This window comes from Lysinibacillus sp. NPDC093692 (genome assembly GCF_050280125.1).
Taxonomy (GTDB): domain Bacteria; phylum Bacillota; class Bacilli; order Bacillales_A; family Planococcaceae; genus Lysinibacillus.
The window spans coordinates 38,968-57,564 of the sequence record NZ_JBNNUW010000017.1; the positions used below are offsets into that span (position 1 = coordinate 38,968).

General features: G+C 38.2%; 17 protein-coding genes, 1 pseudogene and 1 riboswitch. Of the genes and pseudogenes, 1 reads left to right on the top strand and 17 read right to left on the bottom strand.

Translation table 11 applies throughout. The annotated features are described in order from the left end of the window. Positions 1 to 119: 119 nt before the first annotated feature. From ACQKN4_RS17225 to ACQKN4_RS17255, 7 genes are all read right to left on the bottom strand, one after another. Positions 120 to 1,019, bottom strand: coding sequence for a hypothetical protein (locus ACQKN4_RS17225; RefSeq protein WP_427484288.1), 900 nt, complete (start codon positions 1,017 to 1,019; stop codon positions 120 to 122). Beyond that, positions 1,003 to 1,452 carry a sigma-70 family RNA polymerase sigma factor gene (locus tag ACQKN4_RS17230; RefSeq protein ID WP_427484289.1) on the bottom strand — a complete coding sequence of 150 codons (450 nt, stop codon included), beginning with the start codon at positions 1,450 to 1,452 and terminating at the stop codon, positions 1,003 to 1,005. Before ACQKN4_RS17230 ends, ACQKN4_RS17225 begins: the two co-directional genes overlap by 17 nt. Before the next feature lie 40 nt (positions 1,453 to 1,492). Beyond that, on the bottom strand, positions 1,493 to 1,669 hold the full coding sequence (locus tag ACQKN4_RS17235) for a sigma factor (RefSeq protein WP_427484290.1): 177 nt from the start codon (positions 1,667 to 1,669) through the stop codon (positions 1,493 to 1,495). Between the two features lie 91 nt (positions 1,670 to 1,760). After that, positions 1,761 to 2,144, bottom strand: a complete 384-nt coding sequence (locus ACQKN4_RS17240) for an SRPBCC family protein (protein WP_427484291.1) — start codon at positions 2,142 to 2,144, stop codon at positions 1,761 to 1,763. Positions 2,145 to 2,278: 134 nt separating this feature from the next. Beyond that, positions 2,279 to 3,094 (bottom strand): ABC transporter permease, encoded by an 816-nt coding sequence (locus ACQKN4_RS17245; protein ID WP_427484292.1) that lies wholly within the window; start codon positions 3,092 to 3,094, stop codon positions 2,279 to 2,281. Next, positions 3,091 to 4,083, bottom strand: coding sequence for an ATP-binding cassette domain-containing protein (locus tag ACQKN4_RS17250; protein WP_079561156.1), 993 nt, complete (start codon positions 4,081 to 4,083; stop codon positions 3,091 to 3,093). The genes ACQKN4_RS17245 and ACQKN4_RS17250 overlap by 4 nt, the downstream gene beginning before the upstream one ends. A 136-nt stretch (positions 4,084 to 4,219) precedes the next feature. Continuing rightward, positions 4,220 to 5,425, bottom strand: a complete 1,206-nt coding sequence (locus ACQKN4_RS17255) for an MFS transporter (protein ID WP_079560926.1) — start codon at positions 5,423 to 5,425, stop codon at positions 4,220 to 4,222. A gap of 124 nt (positions 5,426 to 5,549) precedes the next feature. Here ACQKN4_RS17255 and ACQKN4_RS17260 point away from each other — a divergent pair, with 124 nt between their 5' ends. Then, a complete protein-coding gene (locus ACQKN4_RS17260; RefSeq protein WP_427484293.1) occupies positions 5,550 to 6,425 on the top strand; it encodes a LysR substrate-binding domain-containing protein in 876 nt (291 codons plus the stop codon). Positions 6,426 to 6,546: 121 nt separating this feature from the next. Here ACQKN4_RS17260 and ACQKN4_RS17265 read toward each other — a convergent pair. The 10 genes and pseudogenes from ACQKN4_RS17265 to ACQKN4_RS17310 all read right to left on the bottom strand — a co-directional run bounded on the left by ACQKN4_RS17265 (position 6,547) and on the right by ACQKN4_RS17310 (position 18,165). After that, positions 6,547 to 6,706, bottom strand: a pseudogene (locus tag ACQKN4_RS17265) (helix-turn-helix domain-containing protein). A 10-nt stretch (positions 6,707 to 6,716) separates the two neighbouring features. Beyond that, a complete protein-coding gene (locus tag ACQKN4_RS17270; protein WP_427484294.1) occupies positions 6,717 to 7,202 on the bottom strand; it encodes a DUF2975 domain-containing protein in 486 nt (161 codons plus the stop codon). A gap of 298 nt (positions 7,203 to 7,500) precedes the next feature. Next, on the bottom strand, positions 7,501 to 8,496 hold the full coding sequence (locus ACQKN4_RS17275; protein ID WP_427484295.1) for a histidine kinase dimerization/phospho-acceptor domain-containing protein: 996 nt from the start codon (positions 8,494 to 8,496) through the stop codon (positions 7,501 to 7,503). Then, complete coding sequence (locus ACQKN4_RS17280; RefSeq protein ID WP_427484296.1) at positions 8,493 to 9,164, bottom strand: response regulator transcription factor; 672 nt, start codon at positions 9,162 to 9,164, stop codon at positions 8,493 to 8,495. The genes ACQKN4_RS17275 and ACQKN4_RS17280 overlap by 4 nt, the downstream gene beginning before the upstream one ends. Then, entirely contained in the window at positions 9,161 to 10,153 is a 993-nt protein-coding gene (locus tag ACQKN4_RS17285; protein ID WP_427484297.1) for an alpha/beta hydrolase, read from the bottom strand. Before ACQKN4_RS17285 ends, ACQKN4_RS17280 begins: the two co-directional genes overlap by 4 nt. A gap of 400 nt (positions 10,154 to 10,553) precedes the next feature. Beyond that, positions 10,554 to 10,976 carry a DUF1801 domain-containing protein gene (locus ACQKN4_RS17290; protein ID WP_079560919.1) on the bottom strand — a complete coding sequence of 141 codons (423 nt, stop codon included), beginning with the start codon at positions 10,974 to 10,976 and terminating at the stop codon, positions 10,554 to 10,556. A gap of 123 nt (positions 10,977 to 11,099) precedes the next feature. Then, on the bottom strand, positions 11,100 to 12,911 hold the full coding sequence (locus ACQKN4_RS17295) for an ABC transporter ATP-binding protein (protein ID WP_427484298.1): 1,812 nt from the start codon (positions 12,909 to 12,911) through the stop codon (positions 11,100 to 11,102). Then, the gene (locus ACQKN4_RS17300) at positions 12,908 to 14,641 is read right to left on the bottom strand and encodes an ABC transporter ATP-binding protein (RefSeq protein WP_427484299.1); all 1,734 of its coding nucleotides are present in this window, start codon (positions 14,639 to 14,641) and stop codon (positions 12,908 to 12,910) included. The genes ACQKN4_RS17295 and ACQKN4_RS17300 overlap by 4 nt, the downstream gene beginning before the upstream one ends. A gap of 257 nt (positions 14,642 to 14,898) precedes the next feature. Continuing rightward, positions 14,899 to 15,939, bottom strand: coding sequence for a ribonucleotide-diphosphate reductase subunit beta (locus ACQKN4_RS17305; RefSeq protein WP_079560916.1), 1,041 nt, complete (start codon positions 15,937 to 15,939; stop codon positions 14,899 to 14,901). A 12-nt stretch (positions 15,940 to 15,951) separates the two neighbouring features. Continuing rightward, complete coding sequence (locus tag ACQKN4_RS17310; RefSeq protein WP_079560915.1) at positions 15,952 to 18,165, bottom strand: ribonucleoside-diphosphate reductase subunit alpha; 2,214 nt, start codon at positions 18,163 to 18,165, stop codon at positions 15,952 to 15,954. A 162-nt stretch (positions 18,166 to 18,327) separates the two neighbouring features. Next, positions 18,328 to 18,515, bottom strand: a riboswitch (cobalamin riboswitch). Positions 18,516 to 18,597: the final 82 nt, after the last annotated feature.

The window sequence follows — 18,597 nt, forward strand, 5'->3', positions numbered from 1 at the left end:
TAAATTCATTATATAGGAACTGTCATATTTAAAAACGACCCTCCGCTTTATATTCGTCTAAGACCTAAGACGTAGTGAGAATTTATATAATGAATATGTCACCTTTCAAAAAAAGTGAACTAGTATTTTGAATATGGATAGGTAAAAATTTGTGAAGCATTATAAAGAATATACGTATTTCCTTCATGGTCCAATGCATGTATCACCAATTGCGAAATAGCTATTTCTGATTTAAGAGGGACTGATACTAATTGCGCATCATTCGAATCAACAGCTTTCTCAAAACGCTCGTCTCCTGTGTCTATTATTAATTTTTCGACGTTATGATTGTTAAGTAATGGAATAACAAGATGATGGATCTTTTTAAAATAAATAGGACTCATTGTATCCACTTCACTCTGGATATAGTGATCCAGTGCATAGCCTTTTCCATCATGTTTGAAAATGGAAATACCTTGAAAGCCATTTTCCGAAAAATAGCCCATTCTATACTGATGAATCGTTAATGTATCATTCATTTTTACCGTATTAGGATAAAATGGACCCCATTTTATAGCATTTTGAATGTCAGCTTCATTCTGTACATAAACACGATAACCGATTCGTTCAGACATATTTCCTAAAATGGCAATAATAATAATGGTACATAATAATACACGCCAAAACCAATTTTTCATGAAAGCAAATATGGCAATAATAAATAAGAAGACAGCACTTACTAATCCTACTACCATCCATGGTCGTGCTAATGAGCTATAGTCTTTCACCCTTCCAGACTTTTCTGGATAAAGATTTGTATCTGTAAGCACCGTCGTCATTGGTTGGCTATCATGTTGGAAGATCATCATTTTTAAACCAATGATCAGACAAGCTGATACGACAACTGTTAGGATAATTGGGATGAATGGTGTTCGCTTCTTCGTTATTTGATTAATTTTTTGAAACGTTTTTACATGGCTTTCGCCAGAGAATTTACCTTCCTTATACATTTTATTGATGGCATTACGAATCTGATCCATATTCGAATCCCTCCTCCAATAGCGTGAAGCCAACCATTTGACGCGCTCGCCTTAACCGTTTTTTCACCGTATTTACTGGTAGCTTTAGCAGCTCTGCAACGTCCTTTAAGGAAAACTCTGCGAAATGAAATAGTAGTAGTACGTCTTTGTATTTCGTCGGAAGTTTTTCAATCGATGCTACTAGCAGTGCATCCGTCTCTCCCATCAATACTTCCTCTTCAGGATTATCGGATAGGCTCTTTAATTTGCTCCAATAATCAATAACTTGTATTTTTTTATAGCGCCAGCTTGAAAGATAACTATGACACTTGTTAATGGCAATGCGATATAAGTAGGTTTTGACGGAAGCTTCTTCACGAAATTGCTCCATTTTCTCATCTAAATCAATTATGCCTCGGCATAATTGCGTCCGAAATCGGCTTTGTGCTTGCACAAAGAACTCCTCTCCGATTCCGTGACATCCGCCGGAGGCTTTAACTTCTTTCAGCGGGTGTTTTAAACACCCGCTGAAAGAAGTTAACAAATGTGTCTTGAGCCAAATCCTCTGCCACTGCCCAATCTTGAACATATGTATAGCATACTCGCAGTAAATAATCTCCGTACATTGTCATAGCTCTAGATAAGTGAGCGTCCTTCTGTTCTTTTAACACGTTGCTCGCCCCCATAAAAGCATTTACTGTTAGTCTGCTGAACAATAAAAAAGTTTCATAAAAAAATCAAATTCTTCATGAAACTTATATGTTAAAGGATATCACTCTCCACTAAAGCTTTTAAGTTAGCGAGAGATGCACCGTAACCGCTCGTATTAAAAGTGACCGTGGTGCCATTTTGTTTTTCCTCTAATAAAATAGAGATCAGTGATTCTTCTATACCTAAGTAAAACGAAAATTCTCGATTTGGCGTTACCTGTTTGATTGTCAACACCATCGGTAATTTCTCTGCAAGCTGATTCTGTTCATTTGGCTGTAACGTGAAAACAATCTCTTCTCCAGGCTCTAGTTTTGGGATTTCCCAAGTTGAATCTGGAGCGTACCATTGCGACAATTGCTCCTCCTCTGTAACAGCCCGCCAAACTGTAGCAATACTTGCGTCAATCCAAATTGAACTTTTTTCATTATCCATCATTGCATTCCTCCGTTTGTTGAACTTATGCCTTTTCTCTTCATTTTATCCTATTATTGGAATAATAGCTTTAGCTCCTAAGAAATAAAAAAGTGTGTTTTGACAATTAATTGCTCAAAACACACTCATTAAAGATTTTATGTTCTACGCATATACGCTTTCACTGTTAGTGGTGCAAAGATGGCGACAACTACAGCAGCACCAATAAGTGAGGTCGATAAATCCCAGCCTATTGTTCCTGAATTCGTCAGCTCTCTGACAGCCGTCACGAGATGTGAAATAGGATTAATTTTCACAAACCACTGTAGGAAATCGGGCAAAGTTTCTGCTGGGACAAAAGCATTTGAAAGAAATGTTAATGGAAACAAGACAAGCATCGAAATTCCCTGTACACTCGAAGCTGTTCGAGCAATTACACCAAAGAAGGCAAAGATCCAGCTTATGGCCCAGGCACACACAATGACTAAAAGCCCCGCAAGTACAACGTGTTCCAATCCACCTTCTGGTCGATACCCCATAATATATCCCATAGTAAAAGTAAGTACCGTTGCAATTGAATAACGAATGGTATCGGCCAATAAGGCCCCTGCCAATGGCGCAATGCGGGCGATCGGTAATGATTTAAATCGGTCGAACACTCCTTTATCCATATCTTCCCGTAATTGAACGCCTGTGACGATTGAGGTCGTGATGACAGTCTGCACGAGAATTCCTGGAATAATGACTGGCAAATAGTTTTGTACATTCCCCGAAATGGCTCCCCCAAAAATGTAGGTGAACATCAGCGTGAAAATAATCGGCTGAAGTGTTACATCAAACAACTGCTCAGGCGTACGTCGAATTTTTAAGACACCTCGGTAGGCCATTGTGAGAGAATTTTTTATCGATTGATTGATACTCGGCTTGCGTAACAATCCGCGTCCAACTAGTGGTTTTATCGTATTACTTTTCATACTCTTTCCTCCTCTAGTTGTGGACCATTTTCATTCACACTGTTACCTGTGATTGTTAAAAATACTTCATCTAAGGTCGGTTTTTGTACACTGAACTCGTCAAGCTGAATTCCTTTTTGGCGAAGGGCAATCAGTAAATCCGTAACTAGGTCAACATCTGCCATTGGGGCAGTGATTTTCCCGATATCCTGTGAAATGGTTGTTTTCACTTGAAGTATGTGTTCTACTGTTTCACGAGCAGCCAACATTTCCTGTGTATTTTGAATGCTCAAATGTAAGGATGAAGTACCGACAGATGCTTTTAGCTCATCGACTGTACCTTCTGCTACAACGCGCCCATGATCTATAACCGCAAGCCGATCTGCCAGCTCATCTACCTCTTGCAAATACTGTGTCGTTAACAGAACAGTTGACCCCGTATCTACTAAACGACGAATCGTATCCCACATTTGATTACGTGTACGTGGATCTAGCCCCGTCGTCGGCTCATCTAAGAAAATTAACGGTGGCTGTGCGATCAGACTGGCTGCCAAATCCAGACGACGACGCATACCTCCAGAGAAATTTTTCAAAGGACGTTTTGCAGCTTCTGATAATCCGAACTCTTCCAGTAATTCAGCAGCCTTATTTCGGGCATCTGTACGTCCCAATCCTAGCAAACGAGAAAAAATAATTAAATTTTCCGTTGCACTAAGTGACTCGTCAACTGAAGCATACTGACCAGTGACGCCAATTAATTGACGTATAATATGTGGTTCTTTCACTATGTCATACCCGAATATTTGTGCCGACCCAGCATCTGCTCTTAGAAGAGTCGCTAGCATTCTAATAGTAGTTGTTTTACCCGCTCCATTAGGACCAAGTACACCATAGATAGTGCCAGCGCGGACGTTTAGATTGACACCATCCACAGCCCGATTTTCTCCAAAATGTTTAACTAGGCCACGTGCTTCAATAGCCCACTCACTATTCTCTAACGGGCTTTTCATTCTATTCACATTCCCCAATACTATTCCTCCCTCATTCATTACCATCAGTTTTATAGAAATTTGTCTATAAACGGATAATACAACAAGTTTATGAACTGAATGTGAACCGAATAATATACGTTACTCATTTTATTTGTTACAGGATTTCTGAACTGATCTTTGTAGTTTTAGTTGACCTATGTAAATTAATTGCACCTAGCGCTACAAACGCTGCGACAATATCCAAGGCCAATTGATAGCTTGAAAAAATAGTGACCATGAATCCAAATAAAGTAGGAGCAATGACGATAAAAAATTGATTTAGCGTCAAAGCAGCACTTACAGTTAGACCCACATATTGTGGATTCGATTGCTCGGTCACACAAGCGATAAATAATGAATACCAGCCAAGTGCTATGAACCCTAATATGAAACTAAATAATAGCATCAACAATTTCGCATGTATCATATACGGCAATATGACTGTAAGAATAACTGCACTAACCATTACAATCATTAAAAAATATTCCCGTTTTTGCGCAAAAAATTGATCACTAATCCAAGCAATAGCTACCCTGCCAATCATCCCACCAATTAATATAAGGCTTAAATATTGCCCCGCTTCCGTTAAGGAATAACCACCCTCTTGATGTAAATAACTCATAAAATGAGCAACGAGGATCATTTGTAAAGTCATCATTACGATTCCTACAATATAAATTGGATATAAACCTTTATTATTTTTAATGGCCATGAGCTTCTCTTTAAAAGTGACAGACGTTGCAGCTACTGCTACACGTTCTTTAGGCTCCTGATAAATTAGTAAAAAGAGTAGACCACCAGCAATTGCTACTAATCCTTGCACAAGATGCACCGATGACAGGCTATAATGATGGTACATATATGTGAGAATGACTGATGCAAGCGCTCCACCAATTGGAATGCCTGTTTGCCGAATGCCAATCGCCAACCCGCGGTGTTTGTCTGGAAACCATTTCACGATGGCCGTGCTCCCCCCGGTTTGCGCACTGCCGTACCATACCCCTACGATTAATAATAAAAATAATAACACCACATAATTATTGACCAACATTAGTAGTAAAGCCGAGAGTCCTAATAATATCGAACCCCAAGCGATGATTTGTTTTTCCCCTTTTTTATCCATAAAATAGCCGAACAGAATCATCGAGAAGATTGGCCCGATATTAACCGCAGAAACAATAAAACCTGTTTGTAGCGAAGATAAATTCCATTCAATTTGATAAAATGTGGCGATTGGCCCCATGCCATACGTCACAAAAGTTGCCGCAGTTTGAGACAGCGTAGCTACTAATACGATGACCCATTTAAAATATGTATTCATTAAAATTCCTCCAATGCTCTTACGCTGATTACATATTTGAGTTTACGCTTCGCCTATGAATGCGTAAAATGGAGGAAAGTGATAGTGGCTATCAAAAAATTTTATAGGTGTGTGACAAACAAACATGAACATAGAAGAAATAGCATTAAAAATCGAGATATTGGAGAGGCAAAACCTTAGTAAATCCGCTGAAATAACGAATTATACGCAATCCGCCTTAACCTCTAAAGTGAAGAAAATGGAGACAGAAATTGGTCAGGCAGTGTTTAAGCGTACACCGCAAGGCTTGAAGATTACAAATGTAGGGACACAATATTTAAAATTTTTAAAGCTAATGACACAGGAATACGATGAATTTTTACAAGAAATCGGTTCGGCACAAACAAATTCAAAAATTAACTTCGGCACTTCTCATACAACGATTAAAATTTATGGCGCATCCATTATGAATACTTTACAGATCAATAATATTCCGTTAGATGTCGATTTCACTGTGGAATCAAGCACTTCCTTAAATGAAAAAATACATAATGCTGAAGTGGATTGTGCACTGACGAGTAATCCTATTAAACACTACCCTGATTTAAATTATGACAGGATTGCATCAGAAACATTCGAAGTCATTTCGAACAACTCACATATTATTAGTTTTGAGGAAGGTTCACCTATTACATTACTTGTGTTGAGCAGAGGCTGTATGTATACTCGTACAATGGTGGAATGGTTAAATAAGAATCAAGTGCCATTTACAATGAAAGAAATAAGATCGGTAAGTAGTATCCTTGATTTCCTACAAATAGACAATACGATTGCTGTGCTAAATACAAAACTGATTGACCTTTATAACTACTCCAACATTCACTATTATGATTTACCACAGCTAAACAAAATCATCGAAACTGTCTTTATATACAAGAAGAACGAAAGTCAACAATCTTCTATTTTTCAATTAAAACATGTTATTGAATCCTTGCTAGAAGACCCTATCGAACGAAGCTAGTTCGTTTGATAGGGTCTAAAACAATTTATCGGAATCATTTCGAGATTTATCGGAATAACTTCAAGATTTACTTTTTTATTTTAAAAAGGCAAAAATCTTTTCTTTTTATATCACCTGGCTGTCAATCCGAAGTCTTACATATCGCTTCTAATGTTGAAAAACGAACCGCTTTCGCTTTCCCATTTTTCAAAATAGAAAGATTCCCCATAGTAATTCCAACCCTTTTCAAAAGCTCCGTTACGTTTTGCTAACATCACATCAATAGTAACATTAATTGCCATATCATCCATCTCAAACCGTCAAATCATTTTCTGATTTTATATTAATCGCTTCTTGTAGAAGCCGTTGGAGGGTAGCAGCAAAAACAGCGATAATCAACGAAGCAAAAATGATGATGAATCCCAATATTCCAATAGGAGGGTCAATTTTCCTTGCTATCAAATGGAAGATTGGCATACCTAATACATATAAACCACTGATTATGATTGCACAGCACTTTATGTTCTTTAACGCCTTTACAGATAATTCCGCGAACACTGTCTTCTCGTCAATGTACTGTAAAAGATTAAAAGCCTGATAGAGTGCAAAGTAAAAAGACACAGACGATCCATACATCACCATGAAAATGAGATATTTCATCGAGGAAATATTTGGATACAATTTTGATGCGAAATTCGCTATATGGGGTACTAAAAATATACATAAAGCAAGAACTGCCATTCCAGCCAGAAAAATAATACCCTTTAAGAAAGTTGTTGAACCTCGTTTAACCTTCATATTATGCACCTCACTTATTTAATAACATTATAAATTTAACATATAATTTATCGTTTTGCGATAAATATCTATTGTTTTTAATTATATTTTCATTGTTATTTATATATCCTTTTAATTTTAATATTCATTAGAATAAAAAAACTCGACCCATAACTAATGGATCGAGTTATAAATTTATTTCTATTTATTCGACTTTCATTTATATAGTTGAAAAGCAAAAATCTATTAGAAAATAGCCTTATTTATTGATCACCTAACTATTAAGATTTATCGCCAACCGCTCAATAAAATCAAAGAATCAAGAGATTTTTTGAGTCAAACAAAATTCGGTCCCTTCTTCGTTCGAGCAAAGTGAATAGTTGACTTGTAGAATTCTAGCGATGTCATCAATGATCTTCAATCCCAGGCCTTCGCTTATACGGCTTTGGTCAAAGCCAGTACCATTGTCTGTCATGAAAACCTTTTGATCTTTAATGGTGATCTCTAGCTTTGTAGCTTTTGAATGTTTCAATGTGTTCTGGAACACATTATCAAACATTCGTTGCAGCCATAGTGCATTACTCGTCCATGTTGCATCGCTATCCTCTAGATGGTAGATTAATTCGATGTTTTGCATTCGATATAAATAGCTCCACTTTTTGATCATCGTTTCAAACAATAGCGTGAGTTGCACTTCTTCCTGGACGATATAAGAATTCTCCATTGTATCTAATGACTGCCAATTCAATTCATTTGTTAAGCTAGCGATATATTGAATTTGCTCATTCAAAGATTCCACTAATTTCGGTTGTTCCTTATAGGTATCCTCTAAATAAAATAATTGTAAACGCATCGCTGTTAATGGTGTATTAATGTCGTGTCTTAGCTTTTGTAGTAGCTCTTTTTGCAGCTCCTGCTGTTGTTGAAGCTCTAATTCCCGGTAAGTAGTTCGCTCAATAAGTATATTAACAGACTGAATTAGCTGTCCGATTTCATCCCCACTGCCAACAGCTAATGTACTCGGTGTTCGTTCATTGCTCGCTAAGTCACGAATCGTTTTGTTGAGCATATTAACTTTCGTTAGTAATGAATTGATCGATTTCGAAAATAAAAACGCTAGTAAACATAATGATAGGAAGAACACAATCAGCATCGTTGGATAGGCGAAAGATTCGTGGAACGGCGTGCCTTTATTTCTAGTTTTAAACGCTAAGTTATACATAATAGACATCGACACACTAATCCCTAACAAGACAATTGGAACACTAACGATGGCGGTAAATAATAAAAATCGATATTTTGTTTTTAATGTCATTTCTTTATGTAGGTATTTAATCGATACCCTTCTCCGTAAATATTTTGTAGGATGGTACCCGACGTATCATTCATTTTCGTTCTAATCTTTTTAATATGGACATTGATAATATTTTGATTGCGATCTTCAAGCGGCCATAAATAGTCAAAAAAATGATCCTTCGTTAACACCCTATCCTTGTTTTCATATAAATAAAAGAAGATTTTACGTTCAATCGCAGTTAATGAAATTTCATCATGTATATTATTTTTAAATAATTTACGATGCTCGCTATCAATTAATAAGTGTTGGATCTGTGTAAATGTACCATACTGCTGCTCTAGCATTTTCTGCATTCTTAAAAGAAGCTCTCTCGGATCAAATGGTTTTGTCATATAATCTTCCCCAACGGTTAAGCCTTGCAGCTTGCTCTCAATATCATTGCGAGCAGATAAAAAAATAATGGGGATATTCAAGCCTAGGCTTTTAATGTTCTTTGTCAGCTGATAGCCATCTTCCCCTGGGAGCATAATGTCCATTATGACTAAATCGATTTGATGAACCATGTTCATCATTTCTCGACCATCTGTTTTCCATACAACGTCATAGCCTTCACGTTGTAGTATTTTTTGCATCAAATCGCCAATCATTGGGTCGTCTTCTACTATTAAAATCGTAAATCCTTTCATTCCCTCGACCTTTCTTTATTGTCAACTTTAGTCTTCATAAATTGTAAAGCAAGCTTATAAATCTCATCCGGTTTATATAAATAGATACTATGAGCGCCACTTAGTACTTTCACATCCGCTTCGTTAATTTGCTCGGCAAATTCCGCATATTTCTGGCTATGGTACTTCGTATATTGCGAACCTTTATTTTGTTCAGCAATCGCATCTATTAATAATATCGGTGTGTCTTTTGGTTTCGGAAGCTCTTCTGATTTCAAACTATTTTCGTACACTTGTAGTAACTCATTTCTCATATCATCATTAAAAGTTTTTTTATAGGATAGAGCTTTATAAATTTCTTTTTCTTTCTCAGTTAAAAACGATTGCTTCATTACTTCTGGATTATACACTTTCGAAGGGGTTAATCGATGTATGCCCAATTTCGTTAGCAAATTCATTCCTTTAACAGTCCAGTAGTCGACTGCCCCCATTTCATGCTCCACATATTGACTTGGCAAACCAATATCAAGCGCAATGATTCCTTTAATTTCTTCAGGATATTTTTGTGCCCAATAAATAGCTTCAATCCCCGACATAGAATGCGGTACTAATATATAAGGAGGCTTATTTCCACTTTTCAAGAGCGCTTCTCTCGTTTGTGCTAAAATTGTATCAATATCTCGTTCGTCCTTCGAGACATCGCTATACCCATACCCCGCTCTTTCTATAACAGCAATCTTATGTTGTTGTGAAAATTTACTGTACAGCCCTTTCATTTCATAAATTGGGGCCGCAACCCCTGAACCTGCCATAAATACGTAAGTGTCTTGTCCATCACCCTCCGTGTAAACATTGAGTTTTTGATGATCGACTTCAATAAGTGTTCCTTTATTGCCTAGAAGTTTGGATTCTTTACTTAACTGATATCGATGATAGCTGAATATCCCCACTAGTCCAATAAGGATGACTGCTATAAAGTAGATAACTATTTTCTTTAAAAGTTTTTTCATAAAAATTCTCCTTTCAGTTGATAATGAAAGGATAAACAATAAAAATAAATTTCTAATTAATTTTTTTCTTTTTCCATAACGTTGAGTTGATTTCCGTTCCGACTGGGCGCTTTGTTGTTGCTGTCGCTACGCTTTCGCACAGAGCAAAGCTTCCTGGGGGCGTCCGGTGAGCCGCTTCACTCGCGGGGCTCGCTCCAGGGTCTCGGGCCAACACGGGGTTGGTCACGAAGGCGTTATCACAGGATGTGATGTTCTTAGCCTTCGTTCCTCTATTGCTAATCCCCAAGGAGTCGCCCAGTCTCCACTCCAATCAACAATTATATAAACTTTAACAAAAGTCATCCCCATTAAGCTAAAAAAAAGCTGTCTATAAGTTTTAGTCCACTTAGACAGCGCTTAATTATTGATCGGGATAAGTCTCTTGTAAAAAGGATACAGATCGTTGGATGAGCGACTTTAATATTTCCACATCAATATCCGCTAGTTTATTTATATAAACACAAGCTTTACCTGTTGTATGTTTACCAAAATCCTTTAATAAATTGTCTCGCTCACTGTCACCTGGTGCAAAATATAAACTGATTTTAGCTTTTCGAGGTGAGAATCCAACTAAAGGTGCATCGCCTTCATGTCCAGATTTATATTTGTAATGATATTTGCCAAATCCTATAATACTTGGCCCCCACATTTTTGCTTCATAGCCTGTGACTTCAGCAAATATATCCAATAGTCGGTAAGCATCTTCACGCTTTTTTGGATGATCCACGTTTTCGATAAATTCAATGACACTCTCATCCGTTTCTTTTGTTTTTAATTCGTACATTTTTAAGCCTCACCTTCTAAAGTTGAATTTTGATGCATCATAACATTTCCAAATGCTTTCTACAATAGTAAAACAAAGCTGTCTCATAAGTTTTTTCATACTTACGAGACAGCCCTCTTTCATTTATTCCACTTGCTCCAGTAAAAGTTTTTGCTGGAGATCACTATAAATGCCTTGTTTTTGCATAAGCTGCTGGTGATTGCCCTGCTCCACAATTTCACCTTGTTGAATAACAAGGATCTGATCGGCATTTTCAATTGTTTTTAAACGGTGTGCAATGACAAAGCTTGTGCGCCCCTGCATTAAATGCTGGAGACCTTTTTGAATATCCACCTCTGTTTGCGTATCCACACTGGATGTAGCTTCATCCAAAATTAAAATATCTGAATTTTCAAGAATTTCCCGGGCAATAGCTAGTAATTGACGTTGACCTTGACTTAAGTTTGCCCCGCCTGCCTGTACAGGTGTATCATATTGTGCTGGTAAATGTTTAATAAAATTATGGGCATTCGCGATTTTTGCCGCTTCTTCAACCTCTGCATCTGTAGCATCAAGTTTACCGAAACGAATATTTTCCCGAATCGTTCCTGAAAATAAATACGTATCCTGTAAGACGACACCCACTCTTTGACGGATTGTTGCCATTTTATAATCTTCAATATTCTGACCATCAATCAAAATTTCACCTGCATCCACATCATAAAAACGAGTTAACAAATTGATAATCGTTGTTTTTCCTGATCCTGTTGGACCGACAAGAGCAATCGTTTCACCCTTCTTCGCTTGGAAGCTAATATTTTTCAGTACTGGCTTCTCTGGCAAATAGCTGAAGGAAACATTGCGAAATGCCACATCTCCTTTTAGGCTTTGGCATTCAATAGCATCCTTTTTATCTACTACTTCCGAAGATTCATCTAAAATTTCGAAAACTCGTTCTGCCCCTGCAATCGCCGACTGGAAAGTATTCAAAAGATTAGATAACTGATTCAACGGACGGAAAAATTGACGTGTATACGTGACAAATGCGGCAATAACTCCAACTGAAACGATCCCTTTTACCGATAAAAATGCCCCTGTACCAATAACAACAGTTAAACCTAAGTTATTCATAAAATTATTAATGGGCCCTAGTAGACCTGAAGTAATTTCTGCTCGCTGTGCCGAGTTACGGAGATTTTCGTTCTGCTTATGGAACGTCTCAATCGTTTGCTGTTCTGTCCCAAAAAGCGTTACAACCTCTGCACCCGTAATCATTTCCTCAATATAACCGTTCAGCTTTCCTAAATCACGCTGACGAGCCGCATAGTTTTTACTACTACGTTTAACAATTTGCTTCGTCATAAAAACAATTAAAGGAATAATAGTCAGCGTCACGATTGCTAGCTGCCAACTTAGAGAGAACATCGCAATACTAACACCGATTACCGTTAAGACCGACGATACGATTTGGGTCACGCTTTGTGCAAGTGCCGTATTTAAATTATCGATATCATTTGTTACACGGCTCATTAAATCACCAAGTGCTCGCTGATCGAAAAATCTCAGTGTTAACGTTTGTAGCTTTTTAAACAGTTCAAGACGTAATGTACGAATTGTTTTCATCGCCACATGAATCATGACATATGTTTGTAGCCACGTAAAAATAGACGCAGCTGTATAAATAACTGCTAGCACAATACCAAGACGAATCGTACCAGCTATGTCCTTTTTCATAATGTATTCATCGACGATATGTCCGATTAAGTACGGTCCTGCTAAACTTAAAAATGTAGAAGCTATTACAAAGAATATTGAGAAATAAAGCCCTATTTTTTGCTGCTTCACATAATGCCACACACGATTGATCGTAGCCATTTGATTTTTAGCCTTTTCAGCTGGTCCAGCCATACGTGGTCCGCGTCCAAAATTGATTTGCTTTTGTTGACTTTGACTCATTGTTGAACACCAGCCTTTTGCTGTGAAGCGTAAATTGCTTGGTAGAATTTATTATTCTGTAATAATTGTTGATGTGTGCCTTGACCAACAATTTCGCCGTCATCTACTACTAAAATCAGGTCTGCCTGCTGAATAGAAGCAATTTTAGACGCTACGATAAACGTCGTTGTATCATTATATTGATTACTAATAGCTTGCTGGACATGTTTTTCAGAGGCACTATCAAGAGCAGATGTTGTATCATCCAACACTAAAATAGCAGGCTGTCTTACGAGTGCACGTGTTAACGCTAATCGCTGTTTTTGACCGCCAGAAAGATTGGTCGCCCCCTGTGAAAGTTCATGCGCTAAACCTTTATCCAGTCGACTCACAAATTCAGTAGCACATGCTGCATCTAGAGCTTGCTGTAATTCCACTGACGTTGCATCTTCCTTACCAAGACGGATATTATGGTCAATTGCACCTGAAAACAATAATGCTTTTTGAGAAGTAAAACCAATATGTCTGCGCAAAGTGGATAATGCATATTCCTTTAGAGGCTTTCCGTCCAAGAGGATTTCTCCACTCGTCGGATCAAATAAACGTGGTAATAGCTTCACTAGCGTTGATTTTCCACTACCTGTTTTTCCGATCAAACCTACTGTTTGCCCCGGCTTTACGGAAAATGTAATGTTTTTCAGGACATCTTCAGCCGATTCATAATAACGATAGCTCACATTTTGAAAGTCAATCGCCCCTTGAATTGGCTCTGTAAGTGGATTTTCCGCTTCCTTCACTGCTACTTCTTTATTTAAGACGTTCACGATTCGCTCCCCTGAAGGAATCGCACGTGCAATTTGCATCAATACCATACTAGAAGTCATCAATCCATTTAAGATAATCGTTAAATAGTTAATAAAAGCTAGAATTACTCCCACCTTTAAAGTACCGGCTTCTACCTTAATGGCCCCAAGCCAAAGTGCTGCTACAATCCCTAGATTGACAACGAACATCGTAAACGGCACGAGCACCCCAACAATTTGCTCGGCTGTAATAAAGCGCTTTGTTAGCGTATCATTTAAAGCACCAAATTGGTCAATCTGTTGCGTTTCACGACGGAACGCCTTCACAACACGAATCCCCGCTAAATTTTCCTGAAGCTTTGTATTAACACGATCAATCGCCTCCTGCACTCGACGATACAGGACACCCGAATACTTGGTGAAAAAGTACATCGCAATAATTAATAGCGGCACGATAATAAGGAGTATCGAAAATAACTCACGTGCCGTCACAAAAACAATAATAACGGCTCCAATAAATAATAAAGGACCGCGCACAAAAATACGCAACGTCATCATAAACGCGCGCTGAACACTTTCTACATCACTCGTTAAAATCGTAATAAGCTTCCCTGTTGTAAAAGTGTCACGTTCCTTTGCCGAATACGTCATCATTTTTTCATAAAGTGACTGACGAACATCCGATGCAAAATGGATTGCTGCCTTCGAACTATAATAGGAACAGCCTATCCCACCAACAAGTCCGAATACCGCACTGATCAGCATCCAGACGAACATTTTCAGCACATATGGATTATCCCCATTCGCAATACCCGTATCAATCATATGCTGCATAATCGTCGGCTGAAGTAAATCCATCGTTACCTCTAGTACCATTAATAATGGTGCAATTAAGGTAAAAAATTTATAGGGCCCTAAAAACCCTCCTAACTGTTTTATTGCCTGCATTCCTTCGACTCCGTTCCATTTAAATCACATTCTCTATAATTATAACTGAAAATCATTCTCAAGTGGTAATTAATTTTTCGGGTCTCGTAATATTTGGGACACGATTAATTTTTTATGTAGGTTTTGGTAACTGTAGTGCCGTTCTCATTGCAACCCGAGAGCGAATTCCCTCTCTACCTGAGTATATTCCACCTTGACTCGGATACCCTCAAAAAAATACACCGCAATGTTATTTCAACATTGCGGTGTATTTAGTATTACAAATCATCAAAGCCGTTATCTTCTACATTGACCTTCACATATTGGCGAGAACGTTGCTCGAAGAAATCTGTTTTTCCTAAGTCAACATCCTCATACGCTTTTACCCACTTTAATGGATTTTTGCGATAGCCTTCAAATGGACGCTCAACGCCAAGCTGATTACAGCGTACGTTCGCATAGAAGTGTACATAATCATGCACATCTTCTACATCGAGACCATCAATTTTATTGCCAATTACTTCATTAGCCCAATCGACTTCTAGCTGAACTGCTTCACGGAAGATTTCCTGTACACGAGCCGCTCGTTCTGGTGTATCGTATTCAGGATATTCCTCTAGTAGCTCCTGATAGATTTTCACAAATAAATCGACATGTAGCTGCTCATCGCGATTAATATAGTTAATCATCGTTGACGAGGCCACCATTTTTTGATTGCGTGCTAAATGATAGAAGAACGCGAAGCCAGAATAGAAGAATAAACCTTCTAAAATCACATCATAGACAATTGCTTCTAGCATATTTTCAACAGTTGGTTCCTCTGAAAATGCTTGGTAGCCCTTAATAACGAACTCATTACGTCGCTCTAACACTGGCTCTGTTCGCCAAAAGTCAAACGTACGATCCTGCTCGTCTTTGTTCACAATACTTGATAGCACGTAAGAATAAGAGTGATTATGAATTACCTCTTGTTGCGCTAAAATAATCATTAATGCATTTAAGCTTGAATCTGTTAAATAATCCGCTACTTTCCCCGCAAAATCAGTTTGCACACTGTCTAATAGTGCTAGTAAGCCAATGATTTTTAAAAAGGATTCCTGTTCATCTGCTGATAGCTGTGGAAACTGCTTAACATCATTGCTCATATTAATTTCAAACGGAGTCCAGAAGTTACCTAGCATTTTTTTATATTTAGGATAAGCCCAGCTAAAACGCACATCGTCCCAGTTTAAAATGTTAGAAGAACGTCCGTTCACAATACCTGTTGAACGGTTTGGTGCTTCTTTATCCATAATTTGTCGTTTTGTAATAGTTGTCATTGTTACTTCCCCCTAGCTCGCGCAAGACTCACATTCTAGCAATTCTACAGATGTTGAGCGTACATAATATGTCGTTTTCACACCGCTCGCCCATGCATTCATATGCAATGCTAGTAATTCTTTTGCCTTAATCGTATTTTGAACGTATAAATTAAGTGAAATGCCTTGGTCGATATGACGTGCTCGTGCAGCATTTTGCTTGATTGTCCAATTTTGATCGATGAAATAAGCAGATTTATAATACCAAGTCGTCACAGGTGATAGATCTGGTACTGTTACTGGAATTTTGTAATCCTTCTTCTCTTCTGAATAACTCTTTTGGAAAATAGGATCGATCGTAGCCGTACTACCCGCTAAAATAGATGTTGATGAGTTCGGTGCAACCGCCATGACGTAGCCGTTACGCATTCCTTTTTCAGCAACCGCCGCGCGTAACTCATTCCATTTATGACTGTCGTAGCCACGTTTGTCAAAATACGCACCAGTATGCCAATCCGAGCCTTCAAATAATGGGTAGGCTCCTTTTTCACATGCTAAATTGTTAGAAGCGCGAATTGTTAAATACGCAATTTCCTCATATAGCTTGTCCGCAAATTCTACAGCTTCCTCAGACTCCCATTGAATTTCTTTCAAAGCTAATAAATGATGCCAGCCAAATGTTCCAAGTCCAATGCCACGGTAGCGTAAGTTCGTACGCTCTGCTTGTTTAACTGGAATTGTATTTAAAGCAATAACATTATCTAACATACGTACTTGAACCGGGATTAATCGTTCTAAAACACCAGCCGGTACAGCTCTGCCTAGATTGATAGATGATAAGTTACATACAACGAAATCGCCAGGTTTGCGACGTGTTACGATGACATCATCTTCTAGAGTAATAGACTCGAACTCAGTTGCTGACATATTTTGAAAAATCTCTGTGCACAGGTTCGAACTATAAATCATTCCCTCATGCTTATTCGGATTCATACGATTTACTTCATCTCGATAGAACATAAACGGTACGCCTGTTTCAAGCTGCGAGCGCATAATACGCTTCATAATATCAATCGCTGGCACGACTTCACGACTTAATAATGGATTCGCAATACATTCTGCATATTTAGTACGGAAAGTGCCATCACCCTTTTTCTCATCGTAGAAATCCTCTAGTGAAAAGCCCATAACTTCTCGTACTTCATGTGGGTCAAATAAATGCCATTCCCCACGTTCTTCAACCGTTTCCATAAATAAATCCGGTAAGCATAGCCCTGTGAAAATATCATGGGCACGTAAACGCTCATCACCATTGTTTAAGCGTAAATCTAAAAACGTAAAGACGTCTTTGTGCCAAACATCTAAATAAACAGCAATAGCTCCTTGACGTTGACCTAGCTGATCGACTGAAACCGCCGTATTATTAAGCTGTTTAATCCATGGTAAAACACCACTTGATGCACCTTTAAAGCCTTTAATGGATGAGCCTCGGCTACGAATTTTGCCCATGTAAACACCAATACCACCACCGTATTTCGATAATGTAGCGACATCTGTATTCGTGTCATAAATACTTTGTAAACTATCATCTACTGTATCGATAAAGCAGCTAGATAGCTGGCCATGTGTTTTACCTGCATTCGATAATGTAGGTGTTGCCACAGTCATATATAAATTACTCATTGCCCAGTAAGATTCACGTACTTTTTCTAAACGATTTTCTGTTTCATCTTGCATAAGGGTCATCGCAATGACCATCCATCGTTCCTGTGGTAGCTCTACTGGTGTTTTTGTGTAATCACGGACTACATAGCGGTCCATTAATGTTTTTAAGCCAATATACGTAAACAATTCATCTCGACTTGATTCTAAATAGGAAGCGAGTTCTTGAAGATCCTGCTCACTATATTTTGTTGTTAAACTTTCATGATACAAACCAGCTTCTGTATAGCGTGCTAATTGTTCTGGGAAACCTTTATAAACATCTTGCACTGAAACGCCACGGCGCATTGCAAATTGATCATACAGTTTTTCTAAATAAATTTGAGCTGCGACAAATGTCCAGTATGGCTCCTCTTCATCAATCAGGCTAAGCGTTTGTAAAATCATCGCATCCGCCCATGCTTCAAATGTTGCATTGTCGTTTTTTCGTAGCCATCGATCCGATAATCTTACAAAACTTTCGATTTCTTCCTCCGTATAACTTTTCTTGAGCTTAGCAATTTGCTGTTCGATTTGAATTGTCATGTATACATTCTCTCCCTTTCTTTCTCCACCAACACAAAAAGCGATCACGCAACATTTATCGGTTACGTGATCGCAGTAAAATCGGAAATGGAAATGAAGGACATGCACACTAAGAAGTGGACAAATCTCTCGCCTCCACTTCTCAATCCCCGAAGAATGTGTTGCTGTCTTGAACAAATCGGCAGGTCTCCTGGCTCATGCTTCCTCCAAATGATGGCCTTCCCGTTCTTTACAGTGGCCTATTCATCATTTGTCAGCACTTACAGTTGCGGGGACAGCTTCGGCCTAAGATGACTCTTTTCCGAATTCCCTTTTAAACCATATTTGGTACCGCTCGTCCAAAATACTATATATTGTGTTTTAACTCCTAAACAAATCTAACATATAGTGTTTATAGTTGCAATAGGCGTTTTGCCCCTTGAATTTTTTTAA

What these genes read in the sequence shown, in the direction of transcription:
- ACQKN4_RS17305 (WP_079560916.1), bottom strand. Translation starts at nt 15,939, where the DNA reads ATGACAACTATTACAAAACGACAAATTATGGATAAAGAAGCACCAAAC.
- ACQKN4_RS17285 (WP_427484297.1), bottom strand. Translation starts at nt 10,153, where the DNA reads ATGAAAAAACTTTTAAAGAAAATAGTTATCTACTTTATAGCAGTCATC.
- ACQKN4_RS17250 (WP_079561156.1), bottom strand. Translation starts at nt 4,083, where the DNA reads ATGAAAAGCCCGTTAGAGAATAGTGAGTGGGCTATTGAAGCACGTGGC.
- ACQKN4_RS17300 (WP_427484299.1), bottom strand. Translation starts at nt 14,641, where the DNA reads ATGCAGGCAATAAAACAGTTAGGAGGGTTTTTAGGGCCCTATAAATTT.
- ACQKN4_RS17290 (WP_079560919.1), bottom strand. Translation starts at nt 10,976, where the DNA reads ATGTACGAATTAAAAACAAAAGAAACGGATGAGAGTGTCATTGAATTT.
- ACQKN4_RS17275 (WP_427484295.1), bottom strand. Translation starts at nt 8,496, where the DNA reads ATGACATTAAAAACAAAATATCGATTTTTATTATTTACCGCCATCGTT.
- ACQKN4_RS17270 (WP_427484294.1), bottom strand. Translation starts at nt 7,202, where the DNA reads ATGAAGGTTAAACGAGGTTCAACAACTTTCTTAAAGGGTATTATTTTT.
- ACQKN4_RS17240 (WP_427484291.1), bottom strand. Translation starts at nt 2,144, where the DNA reads ATGATGGATAATGAAAAAAGTTCAATTTGGATTGACGCAAGTATTGCT.
- ACQKN4_RS17310 (WP_079560915.1), bottom strand. Translation starts at nt 18,165, where the DNA reads ATGACAATTCAAATCGAACAGCAAATTGCTAAGCTCAAGAAAAGTTAT.
- ACQKN4_RS17255 (WP_079560926.1), bottom strand. Translation starts at nt 5,425, where the DNA reads ATGAATACATATTTTAAATGGGTCATCGTATTAGTAGCTACGCTGTCT.
- ACQKN4_RS17280 (WP_427484296.1), bottom strand. Translation starts at nt 9,164, where the DNA reads ATGAAAGGATTTACGATTTTAATAGTAGAAGACGACCCAATGATTGGC.
- ACQKN4_RS17245 (WP_427484292.1), bottom strand. Translation starts at nt 3,094, where the DNA reads ATGAAAAGTAATACGATAAAACCACTAGTTGGACGCGGATTGTTACGC.
- ACQKN4_RS17295 (WP_427484298.1), bottom strand. Translation starts at nt 12,911, where the DNA reads ATGAGTCAAAGTCAACAAAAGCAAATCAATTTTGGACGCGGACCACGT.
- ACQKN4_RS17260 (WP_427484293.1), top strand. Translation starts at nt 5,550, where the DNA reads ATGAACATAGAAGAAATAGCATTAAAAATCGAGATATTGGAGAGGCAA.
- ACQKN4_RS17225 (WP_427484288.1), bottom strand. Translation starts at nt 1,019, where the DNA reads ATGGATCAGATTCGTAATGCCATCAATAAAATGTATAAGGAAGGTAAA.